The sequence below is a fragment of the Pseudoalteromonas sp. 2CM37A genome, from assembly GCF_023161885.1.
Classification (GTDB): Bacteria; Pseudomonadota; Gammaproteobacteria; order Enterobacterales; family Alteromonadaceae; genus Pseudoalteromonas; species Pseudoalteromonas atlantica.
The window spans coordinates 1-26,349 of record NZ_JALNTJ010000016.1 but is presented as its reverse complement, the minus strand read 5'-3'; the positions used below and the strand labels follow the sequence as shown (position 1 = coordinate 26,349).

28 protein-coding genes and 1 pseudogene are annotated in these 26,349 nt (G+C 41.1%); 9 read left to right on the top strand and 20 right to left on the bottom strand.

The genetic code is table 11. From position 1 onward, the window contains the following. Together MTF68_RS19300 and MTF68_RS19295 are read left to right on the top strand one after the other, a co-directional pair. Positions 1-184 (top strand): annotated as a pseudogene (locus tag MTF68_RS19300) (hypothetical protein); the annotation flags it as partial. A gap of 89 nt (positions 185-273) precedes the next feature. Further along, positions 274-753 carry an RNA-binding protein gene (locus MTF68_RS19295; RefSeq protein ID WP_248463372.1) on the top strand — a complete coding sequence of 160 codons (480 nt, stop codon included), beginning with the start codon at positions 274-276 and terminating at the stop codon, positions 751-753. Here the strand turns inward: MTF68_RS19295 and murI are convergent. Continuing rightward, a complete protein-coding gene (murI, locus tag MTF68_RS19290; RefSeq protein WP_248463370.1) occupies positions 716-1,513 on the bottom strand; it encodes a glutamate racemase in 798 nt (265 codons plus the stop codon). The two genes, MTF68_RS19295 and murI, sit on opposite strands and share 38 nt — an antisense overlap. Before the next feature lie 65 nt (positions 1,514-1,578). Then, the gene (locus tag MTF68_RS19285; protein WP_248463368.1) at positions 1,579-2,718 is read right to left on the bottom strand and encodes a DUF5610 domain-containing protein; all 1,140 of its coding nucleotides are present in this window, start codon (positions 2,716-2,718) and stop codon (positions 1,579-1,581) included. Positions 2,719-2,883: 165 nt separating this feature from the next. On the opposite strand from MTF68_RS19285, the gene trmA reads away from it, so the two are divergent. Further along, positions 2,884-3,981: a tRNA (uridine(54)-C5)-methyltransferase TrmA gene (gene trmA, locus MTF68_RS19280; RefSeq protein ID WP_064387293.1), complete on the top strand. Its 1,098-nt coding sequence runs from the start codon at positions 2,884-2,886 to the stop codon at positions 3,979-3,981. Positions 3,982-3,991: 10 nt separating this feature from the next. Here trmA and MTF68_RS19275 read toward each other — a convergent pair whose 3' ends face one another. Genes MTF68_RS19275 through ccoG form a run of 5 tightly spaced genes read right to left on the bottom strand, consistent with a single transcriptional unit; the run spans position 3,992 to position 8,266 of the window. Continuing rightward, positions 3,992-4,444, bottom strand: coding sequence for a DUF523 domain-containing protein (locus MTF68_RS19275; RefSeq protein WP_055255782.1), 453 nt, complete (start codon positions 4,442-4,444; stop codon positions 3,992-3,994). Positions 4,445-4,502: 58 nt separating this feature from the next. Next, complete coding sequence (locus MTF68_RS19270; protein WP_004588433.1) at positions 4,503-5,141, bottom strand: thiol:disulfide interchange protein DsbA/DsbL; 639 nt, start codon at positions 5,139-5,141, stop codon at positions 4,503-4,505. Positions 5,142-5,159: 18 nt separating this feature from the next. Next, entirely contained in the window at positions 5,160-5,783 is a 624-nt protein-coding gene (locus MTF68_RS19265; protein ID WP_248463367.1) for a thiol:disulfide interchange protein DsbA/DsbL, read from the bottom strand. A gap of 30 nt (positions 5,784-5,813) precedes the next feature. Next, positions 5,814-6,788: a serine/threonine protein kinase gene (locus MTF68_RS19260; RefSeq protein WP_248463366.1), complete on the bottom strand. Its 975-nt coding sequence runs from the start codon at positions 6,786-6,788 to the stop codon at positions 5,814-5,816. Between the two features lie 47 nt (positions 6,789-6,835). Next, a complete protein-coding gene (gene ccoG, locus MTF68_RS19255; RefSeq protein ID WP_054983932.1) occupies positions 6,836-8,266 on the bottom strand; it encodes a cytochrome c oxidase accessory protein CcoG in 1,431 nt (476 codons plus the stop codon). A gap of 288 nt (positions 8,267-8,554) precedes the next feature. Between ccoG and MTF68_RS19250 the strand changes: the two genes are divergently transcribed. After that, a complete protein-coding gene (locus tag MTF68_RS19250; RefSeq protein ID WP_004588437.1) occupies positions 8,555-8,914 on the top strand; it encodes a hypothetical protein in 360 nt (119 codons plus the stop codon). Then, positions 8,914-9,120: a hypothetical protein gene (locus tag MTF68_RS19245; protein ID WP_248463365.1), complete on the top strand. Its 207-nt coding sequence runs from the start codon at positions 8,914-8,916 to the stop codon at positions 9,118-9,120. The genes MTF68_RS19250 and MTF68_RS19245 overlap by 1 nt, the downstream gene beginning before the upstream one ends. Before the next feature lie 32 nt (positions 9,121-9,152). Here the strand turns inward: MTF68_RS19245 and MTF68_RS19240 are convergent, their stop codons facing one another. From MTF68_RS19240 to gspC, 13 genes are all read right to left on the bottom strand, one after another. Continuing rightward, positions 9,153-9,740 carry a UPF0149 family protein gene (locus MTF68_RS19240; RefSeq protein WP_024032548.1) on the bottom strand — a complete coding sequence of 196 codons (588 nt, stop codon included), beginning with the start codon at positions 9,738-9,740 and terminating at the stop codon, positions 9,153-9,155. An 18-nt stretch (positions 9,741-9,758) separates the two neighbouring features. Continuing rightward, positions 9,759-10,517 (bottom strand): type II secretion system protein N, encoded by a 759-nt coding sequence (locus MTF68_RS19235; RefSeq protein ID WP_064387295.1) that lies wholly within the window; start codon positions 10,515-10,517, stop codon positions 9,759-9,761. A 3-nt stretch (positions 10,518-10,520) separates the two neighbouring features. Next, positions 10,521-10,994 carry a type II secretion system protein M gene (locus MTF68_RS19230; protein ID WP_055020374.1) on the bottom strand — a complete coding sequence of 158 codons (474 nt, stop codon included), beginning with the start codon at positions 10,992-10,994 and terminating at the stop codon, positions 10,521-10,523. Next, positions 10,991-12,199 (bottom strand): type II secretion system protein GspL, encoded by a 1,209-nt coding sequence (gene gspL / locus MTF68_RS19225; protein WP_248463364.1) that lies wholly within the window; start codon positions 12,197-12,199, stop codon positions 10,991-10,993. The genes MTF68_RS19230 and gspL overlap by 4 nt, the downstream gene beginning before the upstream one ends. Beyond that, positions 12,196-13,182 (bottom strand): type II secretion system minor pseudopilin GspK, encoded by a 987-nt coding sequence (gene gspK, locus MTF68_RS19220; protein ID WP_248463363.1) that lies wholly within the window; start codon positions 13,180-13,182, stop codon positions 12,196-12,198. Before gspK ends, gspL begins: the two co-directional genes overlap by 4 nt. Then, entirely contained in the window at positions 13,182-13,802 is a 621-nt protein-coding gene (gene gspJ, locus MTF68_RS19215; protein ID WP_004588444.1) for a type II secretion system minor pseudopilin GspJ, read from the bottom strand. Before gspJ ends, gspK begins: the two co-directional genes overlap by 1 nt. A gap of 3 nt (positions 13,803-13,805) precedes the next feature. Next, entirely contained in the window at positions 13,806-14,177 is a 372-nt protein-coding gene (gspI, locus tag MTF68_RS19210) for a type II secretion system minor pseudopilin GspI (protein ID WP_248463362.1), read from the bottom strand. Positions 14,178-14,179: 2 nt separating this feature from the next. Then, positions 14,180-14,764, bottom strand: coding sequence for a type II secretion system minor pseudopilin GspH (gene gspH / locus MTF68_RS19205; protein WP_248463360.1), 585 nt, complete (start codon positions 14,762-14,764; stop codon positions 14,180-14,182). A 50-nt stretch (positions 14,765-14,814) separates the two neighbouring features. Beyond that, entirely contained in the window at positions 14,815-15,237 is a 423-nt protein-coding gene (gspG, locus tag MTF68_RS19200; protein WP_004588447.1) for a type II secretion system major pseudopilin GspG, read from the bottom strand. A gap of 79 nt (positions 15,238-15,316) precedes the next feature. Further along, positions 15,317-16,552, bottom strand: coding sequence for a type II secretion system inner membrane protein GspF (gspF, locus tag MTF68_RS19195; protein WP_004588448.1), 1,236 nt, complete (start codon positions 16,550-16,552; stop codon positions 15,317-15,319). 2 nt (positions 16,553-16,554) lie between these two features. Further along, positions 16,555-18,123: a type II secretion system ATPase GspE gene (gene gspE / locus MTF68_RS19190; protein ID WP_248463358.1), complete on the bottom strand. Its 1,569-nt coding sequence runs from the start codon at positions 18,121-18,123 to the stop codon at positions 16,555-16,557. After that, positions 18,116-20,185: a type II secretion system secretin GspD gene (gene gspD / locus MTF68_RS19185; RefSeq protein WP_054983939.1), complete on the bottom strand. Its 2,070-nt coding sequence runs from the start codon at positions 20,183-20,185 to the stop codon at positions 18,116-18,118. Before gspD ends, gspE begins: the two co-directional genes overlap by 8 nt. Positions 20,186-20,208: 23 nt before the next feature. Beyond that, positions 20,209-21,150 carry a type II secretion system protein GspC gene (gspC, locus tag MTF68_RS19180; protein ID WP_055255769.1) on the bottom strand — a complete coding sequence of 314 codons (942 nt, stop codon included), beginning with the start codon at positions 21,148-21,150 and terminating at the stop codon, positions 20,209-20,211. A gap of 213 nt (positions 21,151-21,363) precedes the next feature. On the opposite strand from gspC, the gene hslR reads away from it, so the two are divergent. From hslR to MTF68_RS19160, 4 genes are all read left to right on the top strand, one after another. Continuing rightward, a complete protein-coding gene (gene hslR, locus MTF68_RS19175) occupies positions 21,364-21,786 on the top strand; it encodes a ribosome-associated heat shock protein Hsp15 (RefSeq protein ID WP_024032559.1) in 423 nt (140 codons plus the stop codon). A gap of 12 nt (positions 21,787-21,798) precedes the next feature. After that, positions 21,799-22,644, top strand: a complete 846-nt coding sequence (hslO, locus tag MTF68_RS19170; RefSeq protein ID WP_024032560.1) for an Hsp33 family molecular chaperone HslO — start codon at positions 21,799-21,801, stop codon at positions 22,642-22,644. A 261-nt stretch (positions 22,645-22,905) separates the two neighbouring features. Further along, positions 22,906-24,444: a phosphoenolpyruvate carboxykinase gene (locus MTF68_RS19165; RefSeq protein WP_004588454.1), complete on the top strand. Its 1,539-nt coding sequence runs from the start codon at positions 22,906-22,908 to the stop codon at positions 24,442-24,444. Between the two features lie 161 nt (positions 24,445-24,605). After that, positions 24,606-25,718, top strand: a complete 1,113-nt coding sequence (locus MTF68_RS19160; RefSeq protein ID WP_248463356.1) for a PepSY-associated TM helix domain-containing protein — start codon at positions 24,606-24,608, stop codon at positions 25,716-25,718. The last annotated feature ends 631 nt before the right edge of the window (positions 25,719-26,349 follow it).

Below are 26,349 nucleotides of genomic sequence, written 5' to 3'. Positions count from 1 at the left end.
CCTCGCTATGCGTTGGCGTTCCCCGTCTCAGTGGGGTCGCATTATAGGGAGATCCGAAAACAGATCAACCCTTTTTTTAGATCTTTTTACTGTTCGAACAAAAATAGAGCAAAACAGCGTAAAACTAGCTAAATTACTGGCTAAGATGATGCTTTTTTATACTGATTTTTATTATTTAATATAAATTTCATTGCTATGTTCGTTTAAGACGTTAAGATAGCAAGTTCACAATGTTAAATTAATGTTTATTTCCTGTTTATTGGTAGATCTAAAATGAAATTACCCGATCAAAAATCTTTTATCTTCTCTGTTATTCTTGCTGTAGTTGGTTTTGTTATTATTGAGTTTGCTTTAGGCAGCTTAGCTTTAAGCCCAGCATTGCTATTTGGTGCTGGTTTATTAATTGGTGGGATTGCTATTGCAGCAATAACATCGGAAGGTGGTGAAGAAGCTGAAGTTAAAACAAAAACACTTTATGTTGGTAATCTTCCTTATCGTGCAAATGAAGGTGTTGTTCGCGCTTTGTTTGAAGAACAAGGTAAAGTTTTCAACGTGCGCCTATTAAAGGATAAAAATACTGGCAAACGTCGTGGCTTTGGTTTTGTTGAAATGGCACAGGCAGATGCAGACAATGCAATTGCTAAGTTAAACGATAGTGAGTTCCAACAGCGTACTTTAAAAGTACGTGAGGCAAAACAAAAACAAGAAGATGATTCTAGCTCTTTACGCACTGAGACGGATCAATCAGTGTAACGTGCTTTATAGCTAGCTTATTACTCAAAACATCAGCCGTTGCATAATATTGCAGCGGCTTTTTTTTGTCTGTAAATTTATTTCCAAAGTTATGCTGCTCTAGTAGGTAGTTTACTCTGCTAGCAATGGCCGCGCCTGAATCGAGTAATTGCACTGCGTTATTAAAGTACGCTTGTATAGCATCGCTAAGAATTGGGAAATGTGTGCAACCTAGTACAAGTACATCTATATCTGAGTTAATGCGCAAACGCGTAAGCTCTTTATGCAGTTTGAGTGTATCTAGCTGCTGAGTGAAAAATAACTGCTCTGCCAATGCCACCAGCTCAACACTGCTATATAAACTCACTGTTACGTTGCTGGCATGCTCTTTTATTAATGTATGAGTATAGAGGCTTGCAACTGTGGCGGGGGTTGCCAATAAGCCGATGTGCTTTGTGCGAGTTACTTCAGCAGCAGGCTTTATTGCGGGCACTACGCCGACAATAGGTATTGATGTAATTTTGCGTACTTCACTCAAAGCTGATGTAGAGGCTGTATTGCAGGCTATAACAATAAGGTCGACATTAAGCGCGTTTTGCTCAATAAAATAAATGAGTGAGCATAAACGCCCTATAATAGTTTGCTGGGTTTGCCCGCCATAAGGGAGTAACGCATTATCCATAAAGTAGCTGTACTGTGCATCTGGAATACGCTTTTGAATATGCTCAAGCACGGTGGTGCCACCTATACCTGAATCAAATACCATTATGTGGGCTGACAAACTTTGGTTCCTACTGTTTATTAAGAACGGCAGTTTGCCATGAGGTATTTATAAAAGAAAGTAGTTTAGCTTTGCTCAGACTTTAGCGCGTCGAGTGCGTCGCCCGCTGAATTTAATTGGTTTAGGTTTTCAAACATTGCTTGGGTGTAATCAACTAGCTGATCGACCGCTGCTTGATCTTGGTTTAGCCACTCTATAATACCGGCAAGCTGATCTTGTAGGCCTAGTTGCGATGCTTTATCAAATGCATTTTTTAGATCGTCATTAAAAGGCGCGATCGCATCGGCTACTTCTTTTGTTGGGTTTGGCAGATATTGCTCATAACTTTTAACGGTAGCGACTGTTTTTGTTTGACGAAGGTCCATTGAAAATGCAACAAGTTGCTCACTGCCTAAACTCAGCTCTTGTGCTTTTTCAAATGCTTCATCCAAATCACCACTAAAGAATGTTTTACTTACACCTTGTAGCTCTTCCATCATGGCATTAATAGCATCTTGCTCTTGTTCGTTTAAATCACCATTAACCGACATTGAAAAAGACAGCTCTCGAGATTGCGACGATGAGCTGGCAAACGATTCGCTGTTATTGCTTTGTTGATACCCGCTCGCTGTTTGAGACTCATATGCATCAGCAAAGCTAATACTGACCTCATCACCTTCGGCCGTTGTAAACTTATACTCGGCATTGCTGCTCATACTTACATATTGTGCTTGGCTTACGCTAACACTGGCCGCTTGTGGGTTAAATAGGGTTTGCTCAAACTCATCAAGCCCCTCAAAAATGCCTTCTTTTGACTTGTCGATGCCCTCTTGCATTTCTTCGTTAAATACACCGGTGCCTTTTAGCTCATCAACCGCTTCGTCTATACCGGTTTGAACACCTGTGCGCGCATCATCTAACATATTTTTTAATTTATCGTCATCGGCACCATTGGCTTTGGCTTTATTAACTGCGCCAGATACAAAGTCGAGTACATTTTTTACTATTTCATCAAAATCGAATAAAGGTTTATCGGCTTGTTTTTGCTCAACAGGTAAACCTAGTTGCTCTGCCATTTTGTCGCCAAGCACTTTTGCAGCAAGTTCTCTGCCTCGCTGTAATGAACTTTCTTGCGGAGATTGGATAGTTGGCTGCTGTAGCGCCTCTTTATTACTGAATTTGTTTACGTTGTTGTTTGGCGTATAGCCATAATTACCGATTTTCATGATCCACCTCCGTTACGTACTTAGTTTATTATCGGCTAATAGTGACAAAACTAAAGTGCATGTTTAAAAAAACAGCAACTTTATTATCAGCAAAACTAGACAAATACTGCTCGCTCCCTACAATAGCGCCGATAAATAGATCTCATAGATAAGGTAGTAGCATTAATGGCAGTGATTAAAATAGATACCACACAGTACGATACGCAGCTAAATGAAAAAGAGCAGCGTATTACGTCGCAATTTAAGCGATTTGGTGTGCAAGCGTTAGAGGTGTTTAGCTCAGAGCCAATTAACTACCGCCAACGTGCTGAATTCAGAGTATGGCACGATGGGGACGATCTATTTCATATTATGTTTGATCAGGCCACGAAAGAAAAAATTCGCGTCGACACCTTTGACCCTGCCGCGCCATTAGTTGGTGAAGTAATGCAGGTGATGATTGATAATTTAAAGTCGTGTGAAGTATTACGTCGTAAGCTGTTTCAAATCGATTATTTATCGTCATTAAGTGGCGAGATTTTAGTAAGCTTGCTTTATCACAAACCACTTGATGAGCAGTGGCTGACTGAAATAAAAGCCCTGAAAGAAAAACTGAGCAGCAAATACAACATTGACTTTATCGGTCGTGCGCGCAAACAAAAAGAAGTACTAGGCAATGATTTTGTTACTGAGCGTTTAACCGTAAACGGCCAGGAGCTTATTTATCAACAAGTAGAAAATAGCTTTACGCAACCTAATGCTAAAGTGAATATAAAAATGCTGGAGTGGGCACAAGACTTATGTAAACCACTGAGTAATGATCTGCTGGAACTTTACTGTGGTAATGGTAATTTCTCTATTGCATTGGCGGGTTCGTTTAATCGCGTATTAGCTACTGAAATATCTAAGTCTTCTGTGCATTCAGCGCAATACAACATTGCTAAAAATAAGGTAGATAACTTAGATATAATTCGTATGTCGAGTGAAGAGTTTACCCAGGCAATGAATGGCGAACGTACCTTTTCGCGTTTAGAGGGGATAGATTTAAAAAGTTACGATTGCCAAACTATTTTAGTCGACCCTCCACGCGCAGGTATGGATACCCTTACCTGTGACTTAGTAGCCAACTACGAGAACATTATTTATATATCGTGCAACCCAGAAACACTTGAGCGCGATTTAGATCATTTAACCCGTACTCATAATGTTAAGCGCTTTGCGATATTTGATCAGTTCCCTTATACGCATCACATAGAGTCGGGTGTTTTCTTACAAAGAAAATAGTGAGTTAATATTATAATGCCAGCACCTTTATAAGTGCTGGTATTTGATTTTCACTAAACACTTCAATTTGATGCTCCATCAGCAATTTAGCAGTCATACCCATGCCCTGTACTTTTACCCCACTATGGCTACCATCGTAAATTGTATTTCTACCACACGAAGGGCTCGACTCTTTAAGTAAAGCAAAACGAATTGCATGCTCATTACATAAGTCTAGGGCTTTAGCTGCACCTGATTTAAATTCTTTAGTTACATCCTCATAAGTGCTCGTTACGACTCTCCCTTGTTTTATCTCTGCTGATGCTCTAGGTGTTGGCAATCCACCAGCCACCTCAGGACAAAACATAACTAACCTATTTTCTTTACGCCATACATTAATTTGCGGGTGCGATAATGCTTGGCTTTTACCATCGTATCGAACAGGTAAGCCAAATAAACAACTCGATATTAATATTTTTTCCATTGCTATATCCCTATAAACAAAAAAAGCTCCTTACGGAGCTTTTATGTTTTAGCAAACCTTATTTGTTCGCTAAATAGTTAATTAATTTACTAATATCTTCTGGCGCGGTAATACCAGACTCACGGCCTAGGTTTAATTTGTATTTACCATTTACGATAAAAGTTGGTACGCCACGTAGCGCGCCTTTTTCTTTAAAGTAATTTTGGTCACGCTTCATTTTAGAGCTTAATGTACGTACCGAGAAACTTTTGTATAGTTTATCAAACTTATCGCCATCAACACCCTGCGCTACAAATACATCTTTTACATCTGCAAGCTCGTTAAATTTAGCGCGCTTAGTGTGAATGTGATTAAAAATAGCCGCAACAATTTTATCTTTTTGTGGAAGTACTTCCGCAGTGGCCAGCGCTTGGCTCATCATTTGTTGGTTTTCTGGATCGCGAACACCGACAAAATCAACATGGCTCTTTTTAAATTTAACGTCTTTGTCTAGCTTTGGCTTAAACTCACCAATTAACGCTTCCATGTTATTACAAGCAGGGCAATAAAATGAGAAAAACTCTTTTACTTCTGGCTTTTTAGTCGCGCGTTCTGCCACTACATCGTAATGCACGCCCTCTTCATAAGTGGCGGCTACACTGCTCGCAGCCATAGGCAGTAGTAATGCAAGTAAACCTGCTTTAACTAATTTGATCATTGTTATTGTTCTCCGAGATTAAAGTGTTAGTAAAAAAGCAACTAACTCATTCAGTTCTTGCTGGTTATTAATGGTGTTAATGTTTATTTTATATTTATCGTTTACGATAAAGGTAGGCACACCAGTTAGCGCACCTAGTTTTGAATATTTGTTTTGTTTATCTTGCATTGCACGCTCAGCTGAAATAATTGGCATGCTGGCAATGTCTTGATCAAACGTTGCACTATCGATACCATTAACTTCAAGCAACTTTTTAACATCTTTCATTTGCGTTAAAGGTGCGCGCTGTACATGAATACTTTTAAAAATTTGGTCGCTGATACTTTGTGCTTGACCGTGCTTTTTACCGATTAAGTAGGCGTAGCTTAAGTTACTTTGCGCCTGTGGTGATACACCGCCTAAAAAGTTAACGTGATTTTTTATAAATTCAGTGCCCTCAGGTAGGCTTTTTTCAATTGCCTGTGCAACAGGCTCAAATTTAAAACAATGCGGACAGTAAAACGAGAAAAATTCGGTTACTTGCGGCTCTGCGCTTTTTTCTACATCAATAACAGTATACTGGTTATCGGCTTCAAACTGTGCAGCAAGGGCTGCAAATGGTAAACATAAAAGTAGTAGGCTCAGTTTCAATTTTTTAAGCATTGGTATCTCGTGTATTTTTTAAATAAAATTTTATGGCAATAACTTCAGCGGAGCTTCTTGCAGTGCTGCAAACTGCTCTTTAAGCGCTAAAATTTGTTGCTCCCAGTATTTGTCTTCAGCAAACCATGAAAAGTTCCGTACGAACGCAGGATCACTCCATCGTTTTGCTACCCAACCCATATAGTGAATAATACGCATTGCACGAAGCGGTTCAATTAATTTGAGTTGAGTGTGGTCAAAATCACAAAACTCTTCATACGCATTTACAAGGGTGTCTAACTGTAACAGCTGTGTTTGACGATCGCCACTGAGCATCATCCATAAATCTTGAATGGCCGGCCCCTGACGAGCGTCATCTAAATCAACAAACATAAGTGCTTCGCCTGCCCACAAAATGTTACCTGCGTGGCAATCACCATGTAAGCGGATCCCTTGCACATTTTTATACTGTGCTTGCGCTTGTTCAATAACCAAGTCCAATATGGTGTAAAAAGCCGTGCTGATCCCCATAGGTACCAAATTACTTTTTTGCAGATGAACTTTAGCTGTATGCAAATATTCTTCGCAACTAAAGGTAGGTCTGTGCTCAAATGGTTTGCTTTTAGCCACCTGATGCATACGGCCAATTAAACGACCCATTACATCAAGCTGATCCAGGTTATCAACTTCAAACTGTCGCCCGCCTACACTTGGAAATAACACAAATACATAACCTTGGTGCTCAAATAAGCTTTCTCCGTTGTGCTTAATGGGTGCAACAACGGGTACTTCGGCCTCAGCTAATTCAAATGCAAAGTCGTGCTCTTCTTGTATTTGCGCTTTGCTCCAGCGCTCTGGTCGGTAAAACTTAACAACGTAGCGCAGGCCATCTTCCGCCTTAAATTGGTAGACTCTGTTTTCGTAGCTATTAAGTGCTAATAAACCTGACTCTGCATATATACCAACGCTTTCTATCGCATCGAGAATTAAGTCGGGCGTTAAATCTTCAAAACTAAATTTACTCATGGGCTTCTTAATGTAAAAAGCGGGTTACCCCGCTTTTGTTAGTGTGTTTATCGCGCTTTAAAAAAGTTACTCGGTTGCGATATGCTTTCATCGGGGTCATTAACCGGTGAAAGTACAAAGTTAAACTCCGTCATTGGCGCTTTTAAATCATACGGGTCCATCACAAGTGACAGTGGCACATTATGCGATTGCCCTGCTTGCACTGTAAATGTTTGCTTGCCAATGTACTTAAAGTTTTCAAGGCCTTGAACATCAATATTAAAGGTTTGCTCGTACTGCGCCTTGTTGATTACTTTTAATGTATAGGTGTTTTCTACCAAGCCATTAAAGTCAACACGATACAGTTGGTTACGGTCTCGTATTATGTCAAAGTCCATAGGCTTTCTAAATGCAATGTTAGCTACCAGCGCACTGGTAAGCACCACCAGTATGACCGTGTAACCTATGATTTTAGCTCGCAGTGGGTTGGTTTTATTTTCAGGTGTTTCGAGATTACGCTCTGTAGTATAAGAAATAAGACCCCGCGGATAATCCATTTTATCCATTACACCATCGCAGGCATCAATACATGCGCCACAGTTTATACACTCGGCTTGCAAACCATTACGAATATCTATCCCTGTAGGGCACACCTGTACACACAAGTTACAGTCTATGCAATCGCCCATTTCTAAATCTTCGTGGGCAATTTTACGCGAACGCGGGCCTCGGCTTTCGCCGCGTTTTTCATCGTACGTTACGGTGTAAGTGTCTTTATCAAACATAGCTGATTGAAAACGTGAATAGGGGCAAATGTGTAAACACATAATTTCACGCATCCACCCTGCATTAGCGTAAGTACACGCTGCAAAGAAAATAATACTTACCAGCGCGTAACCACCTACATTAAAGGTCACAAAGTCAGGGAGTAATTCACGGATAGGCGTAAAGTATCCGACAAACGAAATCGCCGTATATAAGGCAAATAAAACCCAACTGGTGTGCTTTGCTGTTTTTCGCCAAAACTTATCAAAGTCCATCGGGCGTTGATCTAGCTTTTTACGCTGATTCGCTGTGCCTTCAAACTTTTCTTCAAACCAAATAAATATAAAGGTCCATACAGTTTGCGGGCAGGTATAGCCACACCATACTCGGCCATAAAAGGTAGTGACCAAAAAGAGTGCAAACGCGGCCAACATAAATATAAAGGCTAATATAGTGAAATCTTGCGGCCACAGCGTTAGCCCAAAAATATTGTACTTTTGGCCTACTAAATCAAATAACACAGCTTGCTGGCCATTAAAATTTATCCAAGGCAAGAGCATAAAGGCAAGCATGCCCAAAAAGCCTATACGCTGTCTAAGTAACTGATGAAGCCCTTTTACTGCGCGAACATAAATTCGGTTACGTGGGTTAAACCTGTCGTCTTGACGGCTTAAATCCGGTTGTTGGATTTTAACCTCTGCAGGTATATTCTTTACTTTAATTTGCTTGTCCATCGAAGTTCCTCAACGCCGCTTGGAAATAAAAACGTAGCAATATGTGCGTATTCTATACTGTAACTGTAGTTCGTTAATGGTAAGTGTGATTAGTTTAAATAATCAGCTGTTTGAATACTTTCAGATATTTCAGAAATATCTAACTGCTGTTGGCTATTATAACAATACTGGCTAAAATTACAGGTATAGATTGCTAATAATTTATTCATCTCAGTTACTTGCTTTTAAAATGCAGTTTATTACACTGCTTGCTAAATTTACCCCATTAAGATCAAGGTTTACGCATTCATGAAAAAGTTTATTATATTGGTCATTCTGATCCTTGCGTTTTTTACTATTGATCACCCATTAGTTAAAGAGCCCCGCGAAAAGCTATTAGGTGAAGGTGTGGGTTTTTTAAGTGATGCGAGCAAAATAAACCGTAGCCCAGCAGCCAATATGGCTAAAAACCGTATTAGCAGTGCGTTAAAGCTCTCTGAGTCTGAGCACGAATATATTGAAAAAACCTTTACCACTGATGATTCAGTGCAGTTATTTCATTTACGTTATTGCCGCGAGCGCGACCTAAATTTATATTTTTACGAAGAGCGTTTAAATACAGTGTGTAAAATTGTATCGGATGCATTAGAACAAAAGAGAGCTAAGTAGTGGATTTTTCGCAGTTAAACAAAAAAGCGAGTGACTCTTTTCATAAACAGCGCGCAATACTTAAAAAGCTATCGCAAGGAAAAACCTTGCATTGTGAGCAGTGCGGCGAGGTGTTAACACTCGATTTAGCCACCAGCGAGCCGGGTAAAGGCGTTGTTAAGTGTAAAAAAGGCTGCACTGATATTATTTTAGAACTTGGCGCTTAATTGCCCTAAGCGCCGTTTAATATACCTAAAGGCTACTCTTCCCACCCTTCATCTGTAATCAGCCCACTGTTTATGGCTACCACCTCAATAAGCTCGGCAAAACCTAATGCAAAGTCGCCCATTGATTCGTACTGATACTGATATAAGGCTTCGAGTGTCATGCTATTTTGCTGCGCAATTTGCACTCTTGTTTGCTCATCAACAGCAAAAAAGCTAAGCGTACTTAGCGCACTCTCTAATGCTTCTTTGTACTGAGGCTCTAAAGCGGGAGCTGTTAATAGAGGTTGTGCGTATTCTTTAGTTGCACGTAAAAAACCTTCACTCCACGCTTGGGTATAGTCTAGGTCAAAATTGGCGGGTAACTTGTAACCGGTTTCAAATACTTGCTCACTAATTTGATGGTATAACGCCATAAATAAAAACAGTATTTCTTCGTCTAAATCGTTAGCCGTATTAGGCACAATATGCGCTAACCACTGGTGAACTTCTAATGGGCTTGGCGAACAAATAACCCCAAATAGATAGCCTTGGCTTTGTGTTAATGACATAGCCTGAGGTTGAGTACTTAAAAATGCACTTAATTGCTGTGCGTGTTGCTCGTTAAACTGTGGTAATTGCATTAAATCTCTTTTATTACATTAAAAATTTAGTGGGTAGCGGCCCTGTGCATCGGGGCGGCCTAAAAACTTAACCGCGTCGTGTACATCTTTTGGTAAGCTGGCATCAGGTTTAACATAGCCTGCTACTTTAAAGTCAAAGTTAGCTTTAAGTGTTGCGTCGGCTTCAAGCCCTAACGTGTTATCTGGGTCGACCAAAATAGCTATATCGCCCGACTTACAGCTTAACATGCCACTCAGTGGCCCTATATTAAACCAGCCATTAAAGCCTTTAACATCTATATTTGGGCTGGCAATCTCGCCTTTTAATGACTCACAATAAGGCACACCTGAGGTGTACTCGTTAAGCTCTAAAATGACTCGACCTTTAGCCGTAGCTGGTATAGGTAGTGCAATACGTTGCATGGCACGCTCTACGGTCGAGCGAATTATACCATCGGTAACTTTAACCACATTGTTAAATAATCCGTAATTCACATCAGCATAGCCCGAAATATCGCTACGCTCACGCGGATTACCAAATTTTAAGTTAGCATTTAAATTACCCGTAAATAACTGCCAGCCAGCAATATCCCAGCGTACATTATTTAGCTGCTCGTCTTGATAGCGCACTTGCATCATTTGACCTTGCCATACACTCCCTACGGTTTGCCCTATTTCAAGCTGCTTTGGTAAGTACGGCTTAGCTAGGTCTAACGCAATGGCCGCTGGTAATTTCATTATGCAAAACACAATAAAACTAATAAAAAATACCACTGATAATATTATTATTTTTTTCATTAATTACTTCTCTAGTACTAAGCGGCTTACACGTACAAACCCTGATTTATCATCTTTGCTTAAATCAAGGTTCTCTACTCTTAAGCCATGCTGATTAACCAGTTCGTCTAACCATTCTATTAATTGATTAAACTCTACCGAATCAAGCGTTAAACGTAACGAGTTATCGTTAGGCTGCATTTTACTAATAGTAATACGGTAGCGACTACGCGTTGAATTAACCACTTGGCTAATATTTTGATTGCTAATTGCCTGCGTGTTACCCGCCGCTTTTAACTTTACTATGCTTTCATCAACCCATACGAGCAGCTCTTGCTGAGTGACGTACGACTTTTTAGCTTTATCTATGGCGTTATTTAAAGGTCTAAAAATCCCCATTACTAAAACAAAAACAACAAATATACCACCAGCAACCATAATCAATTGCTGCTCTTGCTCTTTTAAAGAGCGCCAGTATTGTATTATTTGCTTTTTCATACTGCACCTCGCAGTTTAATTTCGCCTACTACAAAATCGCCATCGTTATTTAACGACCCTTGTTCAACCGTTAACCCTTGTTGCTCAAGTATACTTTTTACTTTACCAAACGTTTGAAAGTCTTTTGCGCGTGCGCGTATTCGCAGCTCATTACGGCGTTTATCGTAACGTAGGGTTTCTGGCGTAAATTCGCTTACTTGCGAAAACACGCCAACCAATTGGCTGGTCAAATCTAAAAACCCAGCTTCACTTTCGCCATTAATGGTTTTAAGCGCGCCCCTGATTTGGCTTTTAATTAAGTTAGGACGTACTTTAGTTCCGGGGAATGCTTTTTGGTATCTATCCACTACCTGGGCTTTAGCAAGCTCAACACGCGAGTTAAGCTGGTTTAGTTCAACCAGCTTTATAGCAATGGTAGCAAATAAAGCAACACCGGTAATAATGGCTGCGCCCTTCCAATAACCCCACCACAGTGCACTTTTCTTTTTAAGCTGGTACATACCTTGGCGTAAATTAAATTTAACGCTTGGAAGTTGTTTAGCAAATAAGGCCAATGGTAAATCGTAGTCGCTTGCTTGCGAAATTAGGTTAATACTTTCAGGAAACTGATTAGCCGGGCTATAGTGCTTTACGCTCGGCTCGCCAAGTGCACTTAAGTAATCCTTTAGCCAGCTATTTTCAACGGCACTAATATGCCAATCGCCTCTTTTAAATAACCACTGATTATTAAGCTCTATGGCGGTTAATGTATCATCGTCGGCTGTAGGCAGTAGCAGGGCATCAGGTAAAATGGTGTATACCGCCAAGTTATGCTCTGAAAATAAAGCAAGCCAGGTCTCAAACCACTCGCGGTCAGTTAAGGCAACTTTAATTGCATGCTGCTCATTAATCATAGTGGGCTCGCCAATTGCGACAAATAGCTCGTCTATATCGCACGCAATATCTTCTTCAAGCATGTATGGCAATGCTTGCTCTAACTTGCGATTCCACTTAGTCGGCAACGCCACTGTTTTAAGCTGCACCTGATCGCTAGGCAGTAATACCACTACCTCGCGGGTTTGCGCTTTTTCACTTAGCTCACTTAAACGGTTTGAATCGGTTAATTCCCCACTGGCAATTATTTCTTGTTCTTGTGGTGAATAAATTAACCAATTTAATTTATCTTGCTCTGTTTGACCCGTGCGGATCAGCAGTATTTCTGTCACTGTACGCCTCCAAATTTTCGCGCCAGTATCGTTACTTCGCCATTTTTGGCATGAAGTAATGTGGTCATCGAAAAACGCAAATCGACAAATGTCGCCTGCGTTTGTAATTTAAAATATTCGCTGTTAATACTAAATAGCTCTTTAACCGAATCTAAATTTGTACCGCCTTGCTGCTGTACCTCGGAAAAAAATTCATCAACGCTATCAAATCCGGTTTCAGGGCGAGCTGCTATAACGGCCTCTGCGCCCGATAACGATAATTCGTCAATCATGGCACTTAAAATAAGTGCCTGTTCGGGAAGTAACGTATTGACGTTAATCGATAATAAGGGAGACCCCGGAATAACACATACAAAAGGTAATACCTTTTCCATTACTAGCGGATTAAAACCTTTTACCAAACGCAGCTCAGAAGGTGATGCAAATAAACTATTTGCGCTCATATAAGGGTAATCACGCGATAAATACTCGTCTTCTTCAGCCCCTGAACGATAGGTAATGCTGTTTTCATCAAGCCAGTCAAATACACTGTCTGCCATTGCTTCTTCGCTTTCCTCGGCAGGTAAATCTTCAATGTTTTCTAATAATGCAAAGAGTGCTTTATGAGCAGGGTTGGTTTTGCTGGTAGAGTTTGGGTCTGGCGCTTCCCCTAATGCATTTAAATTTAAACACGCTTGTAAGTCAGTAATTTTACCGCTTAGAGTACCGTTATCTACAGGGGATTGGGTGTCGCCTTGTTTGGCCCAAACCTGATCTAACGAGGTTTTGTCAGGATCATCGTCTTTACTTAACTTTAGTGCCTTTATTGCCAGCTCTTCACCGCCGTAGGCATACCACTTTGCTTGTTGGTGACCTTGCAGGTTAGTGCTTTTTTGAACCTGCACCATTAAATTAGCACTCATTTCTACGGCTAATATCGCGGCCAGTGCAACAATAAACAGCACAATAACTAATGCGGCACCGCGTGATTCGCGCTTATTCATTAATTACTCTCCCCGCTGTTTTTGCCCTGCCCGGGTACTAAAAAAACACGACGAATAGGCTCTGCCTCAATTTGCTGTAGAGTAACCGCAACCGCTTTAGGTAAGGCTTTTATTTGCCATTGCTCTTGCCATTCGTTGTTGGCATCTAAAAATTCAAATTTAAGCTCTTCAATACCTTTTAAAACAACTTGGACCCGCGGCTCCATATTATCAAGCTGATCTACATACACTCTGTATACACGCTCTAAATTGTCATCAAGCACTCTATACCCTACGGCTTGTAACTCAGAACGAGGCAGCAAATTAATTGGGTTTACCCAGCCATCGCGTACAAACGCAATACCATCGTATTGGCTTTCTAATATATAACGCCCTGCTAGTAAGTATTGCTCTTGCGCATCACCGGCTTCGTTACGTACAGTGCGTTGAGTCATTTGGCTAAAGTCTTGGTCCATTAACCTAAATGCGGTTTGTAGGCCGTTAAGCTCCGCTATTTTTTCATCAGAGGCTTCTTTTGCTTTGGTGGTTGAGTCTAAAATTTGGTGAGTAGCCATAATCACCACCGCTAAAATAGCCATAGCAACTAATACTTCGATTAATGTAAATCCGCGCTGCTTCACTTATTAGCTGCCTTTATTTAAATAAGTTGAAAGCTCGTACACCGATTGCTCGTATTTTTCGTCGCTAAAAACATTTATGGTCACTTTTACAAAGCTATTGTCTGCAGTTTTTGCTATTTCTTGCTTCCAAAACCACTCAACGCCCGCCATTACTTCGCTGCCGCGCGCGCCATTTTTAGCCTGCCAGTCTTTACCTTTACTACGCTGCACCACAAGCACATTTTCTGCCACCCACGATGCATACGTTTGCTCTTCAAGTGTTGTTAAATGATTTATATGCTCGCCGGTTGCTTGCATAGCTGCAATGCCAGCCATAGCACAAATACTTAACGCCACAAGCACTTCGAGTAAGGTAAAGCCTTTATTTAGCCTCATTATTATGGCTCTTTTCGCAAATTAACAGGGGCTGTAAATTCCCCTTCAATGTAATACACAGGCTCGCTTTGCTCTTTTAATTCAACAATAAGCTGAAAGGCGCTGACCTCGCCAGATGATAAAATAAGGACTTGCGGTATTTTTAGTTTTTTAAGCTCTAATAAGCTATCGTCATCGCCGCCGCTCATTAGTTCACGCCAATTTGCTTGCTCAAGTAAGTTCTCTTGTGACCAGGCTAAATCTTCTAAATTGAGCGTGAGCTTTAACCGTTCATCCAGCTCAATGGGCTTGTAAAGGTCTTCGCGGTCAAAGGTAATCCATTTTTCGCCATCAAATACTAGAAACTCAAGGGTGTTTTCTTCAACCATTAAGCCAAGTTCTATTTGATTTAAAATAGCAAATTCAGAGGCCATGTTAATGGTGGTATGCAGCCTAAGCGCTTGTGTATCAAGCTCATCTTCGGCGCCGCCTTCTAAGCTGTATACCACCATTTTGGTCGCAAATGCGATAATAGTAAGTACCACTAAAATTTCTATTAAGCTAAACCCTCGGTGGTGGGCGCGCATACGATTAAGGCTTACTTGCATAGTAAGCCTCTTGCAATCGTATTTAACCATACTGCTAGGTTAAGTCGCATTTATTGCTCGTCTTCGTTCCAGTTGCCAATATCATCATCGGTACCGGCTTCGCCATCAGGTCCCATTGAAAAAATATCAAACTTGCCAATTTCACCTGGGCTAATTAGCTGGTACGGGTTACCCCATGGATCTTCTGGTAATTCATTTACAAAACCACCATCAGGGAAACGCTTAGGAATAGGCTCAATGCTGGTTTTATTGACCAATGCTTCTAAGCCTTGCTCTGTGCTTGGGTAGCTTTTATTTTTAAGCTTGTATAAGCTCATTGCATCTTCAAGCTGTTGAATATCTAGATGTGCTTTATCGATAGCAGCTTCTTCTTGTTGGCCCATAATATTAGGCGCCACAATTGACATAATCATCCCGATAATAACCAATACCACCATTACTTCGAGTAAAGAAAAACCTGATTGTTTATTCACGTAAATACCTCATTTTCCAAAAACATAATTTAATTTGGCGTCATCTAAGTAAATACTAACTTAGCTAACCCCTTAAAGCTTAAAGTCCTACCGCTTTATTCATTGCCATTATTGGCTGTAAAATAGCCATTACTATAAACAAAACAATCACCGCCATTGAGGCAATCATTGCTGGCTCTAATAATTTTAATGATACGTTTACCATGCTTTCAAACTCACGGTCTTGGTTATTAGCCGCGCGCTCTAACATTTGTTCTAACTCACCTGATTTTTCACCGCTGGCGATCATGTGCAGCATCATCGGTGGAAACAATTTGGTTTGCTGTAAAGCCGCTCTTAGGCTTGCACCTTCACTGACTCTATCGGCAGCATCTGCCACTGATTTTTTCATTTTTTTATTCGCTAATACACCACCCGATATGCGCATGCCTTCAAGTAGTGGTACTGAGCTTGACGATAAAATACTGAGCGTACGTGCAAAACGCGCGGTATTAATACCCCGCGCTACTTTACCAAAACCAGGCATGTGCAGTACGCGGTCGTCCCACCAAAAGCGAATTTTAGGTTGTTTAAGTGCATGTTTAATGCCTACTGCCAGCGCAGTAATGACTAACAAACTTATAAACCAATAATTTTGTACAAAGTGGCTGCCTGCCATAACCCATTCGGTTGTCCAAGGCAGTACTTGCTTAGTTTTTTCGAAGGTTTTTAAAATTTTAGGCACTACGGTACCGAGTAAAACCGAAACAATACCAATAGCAAAAATAACCAAAATGGTAGGATAAACCATGGCTTGAGTAATTTGGCTGCGCATGTGTTGGCGCTGTTCGGTGTAATCGGCAAGGCGATTTAATACTTGGTCAAGGTGCCCTGATTTTTCACCTGCGGCTACCATGGCTCGGTATAAATCGTCAAATACATGTGGAAATTCACTCATGCCATCGGCCAGTGTGTAGCCCTCTACCACCTTTGAACGTACCGACATAAGCATACGTTTTAAGCGAGGCTTTTCACATTGCTCTGCCACTGCCATGACAGCCCCTTCAACTGGCAATGCCGATTGAATGAGCGTCGCAAGCTGGCGCGTAATAAGGGCTAAATCGGAGGTTGATACGCTGGGTTTAAAAAAACGACTTAATAACGGCGTTTTTGCGCCACTAACTTGTTTTTCCCCTTCTGCTGCAGGGACAACTTCAAGCGGCGTAAGTTTTTTTTCGCGCAGCGCTTGGCGAATTTGTTTAGCTGTATCGGCTTCTAAAATGCCTTTTTGTTCTTTCCCTCGGCCATCAAGGGCACGGTATTCAAACGCCGCCATGGTTAGGCTTCCTCACGGGTAACGCGTAGAATTTCTTCAAGGGTTGTTTTGCCTGCCAGTACGCGGCTACAGCCATCTTGGCGTATGCTTGGGCTTTTTTGGCGAATGTATTTTTCAACACTTTGCTCGCCTTTACCGCTGTGGATCATTTCACGTATTTCTTCATCAACCACGAGTAATTCATGAATACCAGTACGGCCGCGGTAACCATTAAAGTTACACTCTTCACACCCTACTGCGCGGTAAATTGTAGGTGCGCTATCAAACGGTACACCTAGCAGCTCACGCTCACGTTCATCAGCAGTGTGACCTTCTTTACAGCTATTACATAAAGTACGTACTAAGCGCTGCGACAGCACGCCTAACAATGACGATGACAGCAAGAATGGCTCTACACCCATGTCTTCCATACGGGTAATTGCGCCCGAGGCGGTATTGGTGTGTAGCGTAGACATAACTAAGTGACCTGTAAGCGATGCTTGCACGCCAATTTGCGCGGTTTCAAGGTCACGTATTTCACCGACCATTACTACATCGGGATCTTGACGTAATATTGCACGAAGCCCACGGGCAAAGGTCATATCTACTTTGGTATTTACTTGTGTTTGGCCAATCCCCGGAATTTCGTACTCTATTGGGTCTTCTACCGTTAAAATATTACGATCGCGAGAATTTATTTGGCTCATACCGGCGTACAAGGTAGTACTTTTACCAGAACCCGTTGGGCCAGTAACCAAAATAATACCGTGTGGTTTACTAATTAAATCAGCAAACAACTCTCGGTTTTTTGGTGTCATGCCTAAATCTTCAAGGTTTAAGCGGGCATTGTTTTTATCAAGTAAACGCAGTACTACACGCTCACCAAAGCTAGATGGCATGGTAGATACACGCACATCTACTGCACGCCCTGCAATACGCAGGCTAATACGACCATCTTGCGGAATACGTTTTTCTGCTATATCTAGTTTCGCCATTACCTTAATACGCGAGACGAGTAACGAAGCAAGCTTACGATTAGGTTTAAGCACTTCTTTTAATACGCCATCAACCCTAAAGCGAATCACGAGCTCTTGCTCAAAGGTTTCGATATGTATATCGGATGCACCTTCTTTAATTGCTTCGCTTAACATGGCGTTGATTAGTTTGATGATAGGCGCATCATCATCGCCGGCTAATAAATCTTCGGTTTGTGGGAGCTCATCGGCAAGGGAGAATAAATCGACCTCATTACCAATATCTTCCATCATTTGTTGTGTTTCAGAGCTGTCGCGCTGATACGCAGCCTCTAATAGTAACTCAAATTTATCGTCAGCTAATTGCTCTAGGGTAAAGCCTTTACCTGCAATGCGACGCACTTCTAGCAATACTTCAACATCTAGCTCGCCGCGGTAATACACAACTTGCTGTTCATTATTTTTACTAAGCAGTACACCCGCTCTGCGCGCATACGAAAAAGGTAAACGCTTTGGAGGCAACTCAACTAAATCGTTACTTGTAAGTAACTCCTCAGAGCGTGTTTCATCACTACGATGAACCACGTCTTCGTTTATTTGTTCTATTGCGCTAGTCATCTTCACGCTCTGCACGTTCTTTAGAGCTCAATGCTTTTAAGTGCTCTTCATAAGTTGGTGGCAGAATAAGCTCATCATCCCAAGATGGGAGTAAAGGAACATCTGAATTTGGCATAAGCTCTATGCCATCTTCTTTCTCTTTCATTTGCTCGCCACGGATAAAGTTATACTTATTAAAGCTTAACTTATTCATATTAACGCCATCGCGAATAATAGTTGGACGAATAAATACAATAAGATTACGCTTACGTTTGGTCGTATTAGTTGACTTAAATAAGTGACCTAAAATTGGGATATCACCTAAAATTGGTACCTTAGATACACTCTCTTGTACGTCTTCATCAATTAAGCCGCCTAACACAACCATACCGCCATCATCAGCCATAACGGTTGTGGTAATGGCGCGCTTATTAACAGAAATATCGACAGCGGTTGCACCACTTACACTCGATACTTCTTGTTCAATTAATAATTGTACTGCTGAGCCATCGTTAATTTGTGGGGTTACTTTTAGTTTTACACCCACCTCTTGGCGTTCAATGGTTTGAAATGGATTATCGTTATTACTGCCTGTTTGCGAACCTGTAATAATGGGCACTTCTTGACCCACTATCATCGACGCTTCTTCGTTATCCATGGTGGTAATTGAAGGTGTAGCAAGTATGTTTGAGTTAGTGTCAGTTGAAACGGCCTGAATAATTGCACCCCAGTCGTTTTTAACTAGACCAAACGCTAAGCCATTAACACCGCTTAATAATGAAGCAAGCGCGGTGTAATCACCTTCTGACGTTTCATCGTAACTGGTAACTAAGCCACTTTCTGAGCCTATTACTGTTTGAGTAGTGGTTGTGTCTTGCGCTTGAATACCTGCAACCGCTAATGAGCCTACAGGCACAGTTGAGCCATTATTAAACTGCAACATACCGCCATCTTCTGAAATCCATTGCGTACCTAAGTTAACGCCATCCGATTCCATTACTTCAACAATAATCGCTTCTACAAGTACTTGCGCACGGCGAATATCGAGCCTATCAATCACGGTCTCTAATGAGCGCATGGTATCGGGCTGTGCTGTAATAACTAATGAGTTTGAGTCAGGGTGAGCTTCAATACTGGCATCGTTTTTATTGTTTGTGCGAGTTTTACTTGTGCCTTGGCCATCTTCTGCAAGCGTTTTACTTACGCCTTGCAGTACTTTTACTAAATCCTCTGCTTTGGCGTAGTTTAAGTAAAATACTTTGGTATTACCTTGGCTTTCAAGTTCGCCATCTAGGCGCTTAATTAGTTCTATAGCACGGGTACGGGCTTGCCCTTCACCGCTTACTATTACGCTATTAGTACGGCCATCGGCAACTACCTTAGGGATCAAAAATTCAGGAACGCTGCCTTTACCGCTGTCTTTGTAAATATTTTCAACAACCGATACTACATCATCTGCTGTTGCATATTTAAGCTTAACAATATCTACACGCTTATCACCGGCTTGATCTACCGAGCGAATAATTTCTACTAAGCGATTAACCGACGCTGCATGGCCAGTAAGCATCATGACATTGGCAGCATTAAAGTTTGCTACATGGCCACCGTCTTTTTGGTCGCTAAATTGACGCACTAATGGGCCAAGCTCTTGAACACTTACATTTTTAACGCGTACCACACGGGTGATCATCATATCGCCCGATGCAGCGCTGTTTTCTGTAATTAGCGGCACATTTGATTTTTTAGCGTCAGAGCTTTTTTCAATCTTGATAATACCGTTGTCCATTTCTACTGCTGAGTAGCCATACACTTCGAGTACATTTAAGAAAAATTGGTAGTACAGCGCTTCATCCATTAACTCATAACTGCGTACGTTTACTTTACCGCGCACATTTGGGTCAATGATCACTGTTTTATTAAGGTTTTTACCAACAATGTTTATAAACTCGTTGATATCTGTGCCTTTAAAGTTTGCAGCATATTCAACAGCTGAAACCGACAACGAAATACTGGCTGCTAAAAAAAGCGCTGCGTACTTAGCTAACCCTTTTTTAATTTTTTTGAGGTGTAGCACCTGAACCATTATGTTAAAACTCCAAAGCTAAGTTATTGCAGGCTAAATTGCACATCGATTTGCTCACCATCACGTTCTATCGTAATTGTGGCATCGCTGGTATTACGCAGCTCATTAATAGCTGCCATTGCCTGTTGTAAATCTGTTAATTGGTAGCCGTTAATAGCCACGGCTAAATCATTATTCTGTAGGCCCATTTGTTTAAACAGAGCAGGCTCTTTACCTGGGCTCAAGCGATAGCCGATTAACTCGCCATCGCTCATTGCTTGTGAAACACGAATATAATCAAATAACTTACCAGGCTCACTTAGTAGCTCTTCTCGTGTTTCTATTATTGCTTCTTTTACATCTGGGTCAGCGGTTGCGTTAATTTGCAACTCGCTTTGTTCTATTTTTTGCAGCCCCATGTCTTGTGCTTCGCGAGCGGCAAGCACAGGCATAGACACTTTTTTACTAAAGTCGAGACCATCTAGCATTAGCGTTTCAAATCGGCCGTTTACACTTAAAATAACGCGATCGGGAAGTATTTGCGCAACCTCTGCACGGGTGCCTTGTACAACCTCTTCAACTAAGTAACTAACTTGTCGCCCCTGTGACTCAATAATAGCAATACCTGCCTTGTCGTCGTTACTTACAGCAACAATACCAGTTAGATTAATACTTAAGCGTGTTTCTGGCGCATTATTAATTACTTCGTTTTGCTGCGCAGTATTGGTTTTATTTGTTACAGTTTTTTTACCAAATAAAAATTGCTCTATAATATTTTGTACTGAGGTAGTACTAGACGCCTTCGATGCGGCTGAATAGTGAGATGGAGCAAGCGGTGTAGAGATCGGTTGTGGCCATACCAGCCATACTAATTTTGAGAGTAAATAAGCAAGATAAACAACGACTAACAGCGTAACTACTGCGCTTAATTTAGCATGGGGTAGCCGTGTTAAAAATTGTTTAAGCTGTTGAATTTGCTGTTCCATAATAATGTTCTTATTTTAATTTACTGCATAAGCGCGTACCCATAGTACCCTTTCATTTTTCATTCAACAAGCACACTAATATTAAACTTTGTAAACAGATTAATATAACAATGTAATGTTGACTAAAAAACCAGCATGCGCCGTAATACCTTCATCCTACGATGATTTCATGATAAATTTTACGATATATAAATAGTCGATTGAAGAAGCCTAATGAGTAAAAAAAATAATACTAATGCCGACTCAGACCACAACAGTGAGCCAAAAGTTCGATTAGATAAATGGTTATGGGCTGCGCGCTTTTATAAAACCCGTGCGCTTGCACGCGAAATGGTGCAAGGCGGCAAAGTACATTATAATGGGCAACGTACTAAAGCGAGTAAAATTGTGGAGGTTGGCGCAACCATAAAACTTGCCCAAGGCGTTGATGAAAAGCTTATCAAGGTACTTAAAGTGCTTGAAAAACGCCAAAGCGCCCCCATTGCACAGACCTTGTATCAAGAAACTGATGCAAGTATTGCAAAACGCGAAGAAAACGCCATCGCACGCAAAAATAACAGCTTCTTTGCTCCACATCCGGATAAAAAGCCCGATAAAAAGCAACGACGCGAACTTTTAAAAATGAAATCAAGTTAGGTATAGCCGCTCATGCAACAAGATTTACTTCACCGTTATTTATTCGACAAACTCGATGTTCGTGGCGAACTCGTTCAAATTGAGCACGCCTACAACGAGATGATAGCTAATCACAATTACCCTGAGCCAGTTAAAGCATTATTAGGTGAATTACTCGTTGCAACGTGTTTATTAACTGCCACTTTAAAGTTTGAGGGTGAAATAGCCGTTCAGCTACAAGGCGATGGCCCTGTTAAATACGCTGTTATTAACGGCGACGATAAACAAAATATGCGTGGTATTGCGCGCATGCAAAGCGAGGTTAGCGGCACAACGGTAAAAGAGCTTGTAGGTAAAGGTTATATGGTTATTACCATTACTCCAACCAAAGGCGAACGTTATCAAGGTATAGTGCCTCTTGAGCACGATACATTAAGTAAATGTATTGAAAGCTACTTTGAGCAATCAGAACAGCTAAAAACACGCCTTTGGTTTGCAACCGACACAACAGAAGGGAAAGCCAAAGCCTGTGGGTTGTTTTTACAAGTACTGCCTGTTGATAAGCAAAAATCAATTAATGACTTTACTCACTTAGAAGCCTTAAGCGATACAATTAAACGCGAAGAGCTATTAGAGCTTGATGCCAATACCGTATTAACGCGCTTATATCACGAAGATAACCCGCGCGTATTTGACCCGCAAGCTATTACATTTAAATGTGGCTGTAGTAGAGAGAAAACCATTACTGCTTTAGTTAATGTAGGCCAACAAGCATTACTTGATGATGTTGCTGAAAATGGCGCTGTTAACATTAGCTGCCATTATTGCCTAAAAGAATATGTTTTTGACGAGCAAGATATTAAAAATATTTTTAATTAACCTCCCACTTCATAATCAAATATAAAGCCGCAAAATATGCGGTTTTATATTATAAAATGATGATACCGGTGTCATGAATTTTGTTAATTTACTGACACCGGTATCATTGAAATTATTCATGTTTTTTAGCAAATATATGTGTTTTTAGGGCCTTTACAGGCTCGAATATCTCAAATCCTTCTGTTACTATAATTTCAGCTTAAGGGAACTAAGAACCCAGAGCTATCCCGTTCAAACTCTCACACATAGTTAGGTATAAACATGACTACAAGCGCAACACGTTTTGTCGATTTAACCGCAGCTGAACTTGTCGAGCATGCGATTCGTCGTGGCGAAGGGACACTAGCCGCAAATGGAGCCTTTGTTGCAATTACAGGCAAGCGCACTGGTCGCTCCCCTAAAGATCGCTTCATTGTAAAAGAAGCAACAACGCAAGATGATATCCAATGGGGCAATGTAAACCGCCCATTCGATGCTGACAAATTTGACGCTTTATGGGCTCGCGTAGAAGCACATGTGCAAAGTAATGACCACTTCACCTCTCACTTAGAAGTTGGCGCAGACCCTGAGCACTATCTACCTGTAGTTGTTACTACAGAAACAGCGTGGCACCATATTTTTGCTAAAAACATGTTTATTGAGCCTAAAAACTATAATGCATCTGATTTACCCCAATGGCAGGTAATGAATGTGCCTTCGTTTGTTTGTGACCCACAACGTGATGGCACCAACAGCGACGGCACTGTTATTATTAACTTTGCTCAACGCAAAGTGTTACTTGCTGGTATGCGTTATGCCGGTGAAATGAAAAAATCGATGTTCTCCGTTCAAAACTTTCTTCTTCCAGCAAAAGGTGTATTACCAATGCACTGCTCTGCTAATGTAGGAGAAGCGGGTGATACAGCACTATTCTTTGGTTTATCGGGTACTGGTAAAACAACTTTATCGGCCGACCCAACACGCTTTTTAATTGGTGACGACGAACACGGTTGGGCACCAGGAAGCGTATTTAATATCGAAGGTGGCTGTTACGCAAAATGTATCGACCTCTCACAAAAAAATGAGCCAGTAATTTGGAATGCTATTCGCTTTGGTACAATTTTAGAAAACGTTGTACTTGATGAAACACGCACACCTGACTTTAACGATACAAGCTTAACGCAAAATAGCCGTGCTGCTTACCCGCTAGAGCACGTAGAAAAGCGCAAAGTTGAAAACCGTGCTGGCGAGCCAAAAGCTGTTGTATTTTTAACCTGTGATGTGAGCGGTGTTTTACCGCCGGTTTCTGTACTTAGCGAAGAAGCCGCTGCTTTTCACTTTTTAAGTGGTTACACGGCTAAAGTAGGCTCTACAGAGATTGGCTCAACTAGCGATATAGAATCTACATTCTCGACGTGTTTTGGCGCCCCTTTCTTCCCTCGCCCTGCAGGTGTTTACGCTGAGCTGCTTATGAAGCGTGTACGCGAATTTGGGGCAAAGGTTTACCTTGTTAATACAGGGTGGACAGGCGGCCCATACGGTACCGGTGAGCGTTTTGATATTCCAACTACCCGCGCTGTAATAGATGCAATCGTATCTGGTAAATTAGCCAATGTAGAGACTCAGCATATCGATGTATTAAATCTAGACGTACCAGTGGAAGTCCCTGGTGTGGATAGCAAGCTACTTAACCCAATTAATACATGGGAAGATAAAGCAAAATATAATGAATATGCAGCAAAACTTGCCGCTGACTTCACTGAAAACTTCGCTAAATACGATGTATCAGATGATATTAAAAATGCAGGCCCAAAAGCATAATTAATTACCAACCCTGATTTAAACGCCAGCCTATAAAGCTGGCGTTTATGTTTGCTAAGCTAATTATTTTATTGCTGCGACATTTTGTCGCAGTTCTTTTCTATTAAACAAAGATACAATGCGCCATCCCTTTACTGCATATTTTTAATGGTCACTCTTTTATGCGTTTTAATGGTTCATGGCGAAAAATAGCAAGACGTGTACATTTATACCTAGGCTTATCTATCGGGGGTGTACTCGCACTCATTGCTCTAACAGGTTCTATACTCGTTTATTACCCCGAACTAGATGAAAATATAAGTAGTTTAAGTACAGAAACAGCGAGGCCTATAAATTGGGATACCGCATATCAAACACTAAAAACTCACTACCCAGATAAACGAGGCTCGTGGCGTTTAGAAAGCACCAAAGATAAACATTATATTCCCGCAAGATATTACAACCAAAACGAAACAGTGGATCACGCTTTTGCACCACTTATGGTTTGGCTAAGCCCTGATGGCAGGCTTATATTACGTGAGGATGTATGGGGTAACTACTTTGTTACCTGGATTTATAACGTACACTTCTCGTTACTTGCAGGTAGCACTGGTACAATCGTTATAGGCTATATAGGAATAGGTAGCCTTATACTCCTCATATCAGGCCTATGCGCTTGGTGGCCTAAAAAAGGGCAATGGGCTAAGTCATTAAAGTTTAAAGCGCGCAGCTCTTTACTGGGCTTGTTATATGACTGGCACAAGTTGCTTGGTTTAATTTTTGCTCTGCCTTTAATCCTATTAACAGCAACCGGTATAATGTTAGCAATACCAAAGCAAACCGATCCTTTAATAACAGCCCTGCTTGGAAATATAGATAAACCTAGCAGCGCAATAATAAAACCCCAGCGCAGTATTTCTTTATCAGCAGCACTTAGTACGGCACAAGAGGCCATGCCAAATACACGGCTAGCATGGGTAGAAACCCCGTCAAATCACAATGCGGTATATCGGTTTAGGTTCAAAACCAAAAGCGATCCTTCTTATCGCTTTCCTCATAGTTATGTGCAAGTAAATGCAAGCACAGGAGAGCTCATAAGTGTTTTTAATATAGATAAGATGAGCATTGCCAGTAAATTTAAAAACTGGTTGCATCCACTTCACAATGGCAGCATTGGCGATCAGCCATTACGAATTCTATGGGTTTTATCAGGTGTAGCCACCGCTTTGTTATTTGCCCTGGGGCTTTTTAGGTGGCTCATTAGAACGAAACGATTTAAGTACACTATAAGCTAATGACAAAGCTTATTTAATATATCAAACGAGCTTTCACAACCTAAACCTGCTTGTATAGCTAGCTACGTCATAAGTTACGAGCTGCTTACGCAGCGTAAATAAAAGCAAAAGCTATATAGATAGTCAAACCGCTTTATACCAAACTTAAGGTGCTACGCTTGATAATAAGCTAAGCCCTATGAACTGTTTAAAATTAATTCATTACTTTAAGTTATATTGCGTGCTTTAATCGCGGGCTTCGTGAGCCTCAATCCACGCTACGGAGGAGTGTCGGAACTATATAACGGCAGGTATTTCACTTTTCTAGAGACGTAGAAAAAGCACTTCATTTCTCAAGCAGCGTTCTGGTATTGGGAGTAGGTGTGCTACGCTGTCAAATGTCGTGCGGACTAAGGTACGCATATATAAAAACACTATATTTACCATACAAAGATGTGCGGCGAGCCTTATCCGCGGGTTTCGTGATACTCAACCCACGCTACGGTGGTGGTGGAGACTGTGCGAATAAAATCTGGAATGTATTTTTACTTTCCTGCGGACGTAAAAAAGCTCGCCTCTTTCGAGTCGGGCTTTCTTGTATTTGAAGCCTGGCAATGTCGTAGTGCCCACAGCGGTAGAGAGTCACATAGCA

What these genes read in the sequence shown, in the direction of transcription:
- MTF68_RS19165 (WP_004588454.1), top strand. Translation starts at nt 22,906, where the DNA reads ATGACTACAAGCGCAACACGTTTTGTCGATTTAACCGCAGCTGAACTT.
- gspK (WP_248463363.1), bottom strand. Translation starts at nt 13,182, where the DNA reads ATGAATAAGCGCGAATCACGCGGTGCCGCATTAGTTATTGTGCTGTTT.
- gspI (WP_248463362.1), bottom strand. Translation starts at nt 14,177, where the DNA reads ATGAGGCTAAATAAAGGCTTTACCTTACTCGAAGTGCTTGTGGCGTTA.
- MTF68_RS19230 (WP_055020374.1), bottom strand. Translation starts at nt 10,994, where the DNA reads ATGAAAAAGCAAATAATACAATACTGGCGCTCTTTAAAAGAGCAAGAG.
- gspF (WP_004588448.1), bottom strand. Translation starts at nt 16,552, where the DNA reads ATGGCGGCGTTTGAATACCGTGCCCTTGATGGCCGAGGGAAAGAACAA.
- trmA (WP_064387293.1), top strand. Translation starts at nt 2,884, where the DNA reads ATGGCAGTGATTAAAATAGATACCACACAGTACGATACGCAGCTAAAT.
- hslO (WP_024032560.1), top strand. Translation starts at nt 21,799, where the DNA reads ATGCAACAAGATTTACTTCACCGTTATTTATTCGACAAACTCGATGTT.
- MTF68_RS19270 (WP_004588433.1), bottom strand. Translation starts at nt 5,141, where the DNA reads ATGATCAAATTAGTTAAAGCAGGTTTACTTGCATTACTACTGCCTATG.
- MTF68_RS19285 (WP_248463368.1), bottom strand. Translation starts at nt 2,718, where the DNA reads ATGAAAATCGGTAATTATGGCTATACGCCAAACAACAACGTAAACAAA.
- MTF68_RS19250 (WP_004588437.1), top strand. Translation starts at nt 8,555, where the DNA reads ATGAAAAAGTTTATTATATTGGTCATTCTGATCCTTGCGTTTTTTACT.
- MTF68_RS19235 (WP_064387295.1), bottom strand. Translation starts at nt 10,517, where the DNA reads ATGAAAAAAATAATAATATTATCAGTGGTATTTTTTATTAGTTTTATT.
- hslR (WP_024032559.1), top strand. Translation starts at nt 21,364, where the DNA reads ATGAGTAAAAAAAATAATACTAATGCCGACTCAGACCACAACAGTGAG.
- MTF68_RS19295 (WP_248463372.1), top strand. Translation starts at nt 274, where the DNA reads ATGAAATTACCCGATCAAAAATCTTTTATCTTCTCTGTTATTCTTGCT.
- MTF68_RS19240 (WP_024032548.1), bottom strand. Translation starts at nt 9,740, where the DNA reads ATGCAATTACCACAGTTTAACGAGCAACACGCACAGCAATTAAGTGCA.
- gspE (WP_248463358.1), bottom strand. Translation starts at nt 18,123, where the DNA reads ATGACTAGCGCAATAGAACAAATAAACGAAGACGTGGTTCATCGTAGT.
- MTF68_RS19275 (WP_055255782.1), bottom strand. Translation starts at nt 4,444, where the DNA reads ATGGAAAAAATATTAATATCGAGTTGTTTATTTGGCTTACCTGTTCGA.
- MTF68_RS19160 (WP_248463356.1), top strand. Translation starts at nt 24,606, where the DNA reads ATGCGTTTTAATGGTTCATGGCGAAAAATAGCAAGACGTGTACATTTA.
- ccoG (WP_054983932.1), bottom strand. Translation starts at nt 8,266, where the DNA reads ATGGACAAGCAAATTAAAGTAAAGAATATACCTGCAGAGGTTAAAATC.
- MTF68_RS19260 (WP_248463366.1), bottom strand. Translation starts at nt 6,788, where the DNA reads ATGAGTAAATTTAGTTTTGAAGATTTAACGCCCGACTTAATTCTCGAT.
- gspC (WP_055255769.1), bottom strand. Translation starts at nt 21,150, where the DNA reads ATGGAACAGCAAATTCAACAGCTTAAACAATTTTTAACACGGCTACCC.
- MTF68_RS19265 (WP_248463367.1), bottom strand. Translation starts at nt 5,783, where the DNA reads ATGCTTAAAAAATTGAAACTGAGCCTACTACTTTTATGTTTACCATTT.
- gspD (WP_054983939.1), bottom strand. Translation starts at nt 20,185, where the DNA reads ATGGTTCAGGTGCTACACCTCAAAAAAATTAAAAAAGGGTTAGCTAAG.
- gspH (WP_248463360.1), bottom strand. Translation starts at nt 14,764, where the DNA reads ATGCAAGTAAGCCTTAATCGTATGCGCGCCCACCACCGAGGGTTTAGC.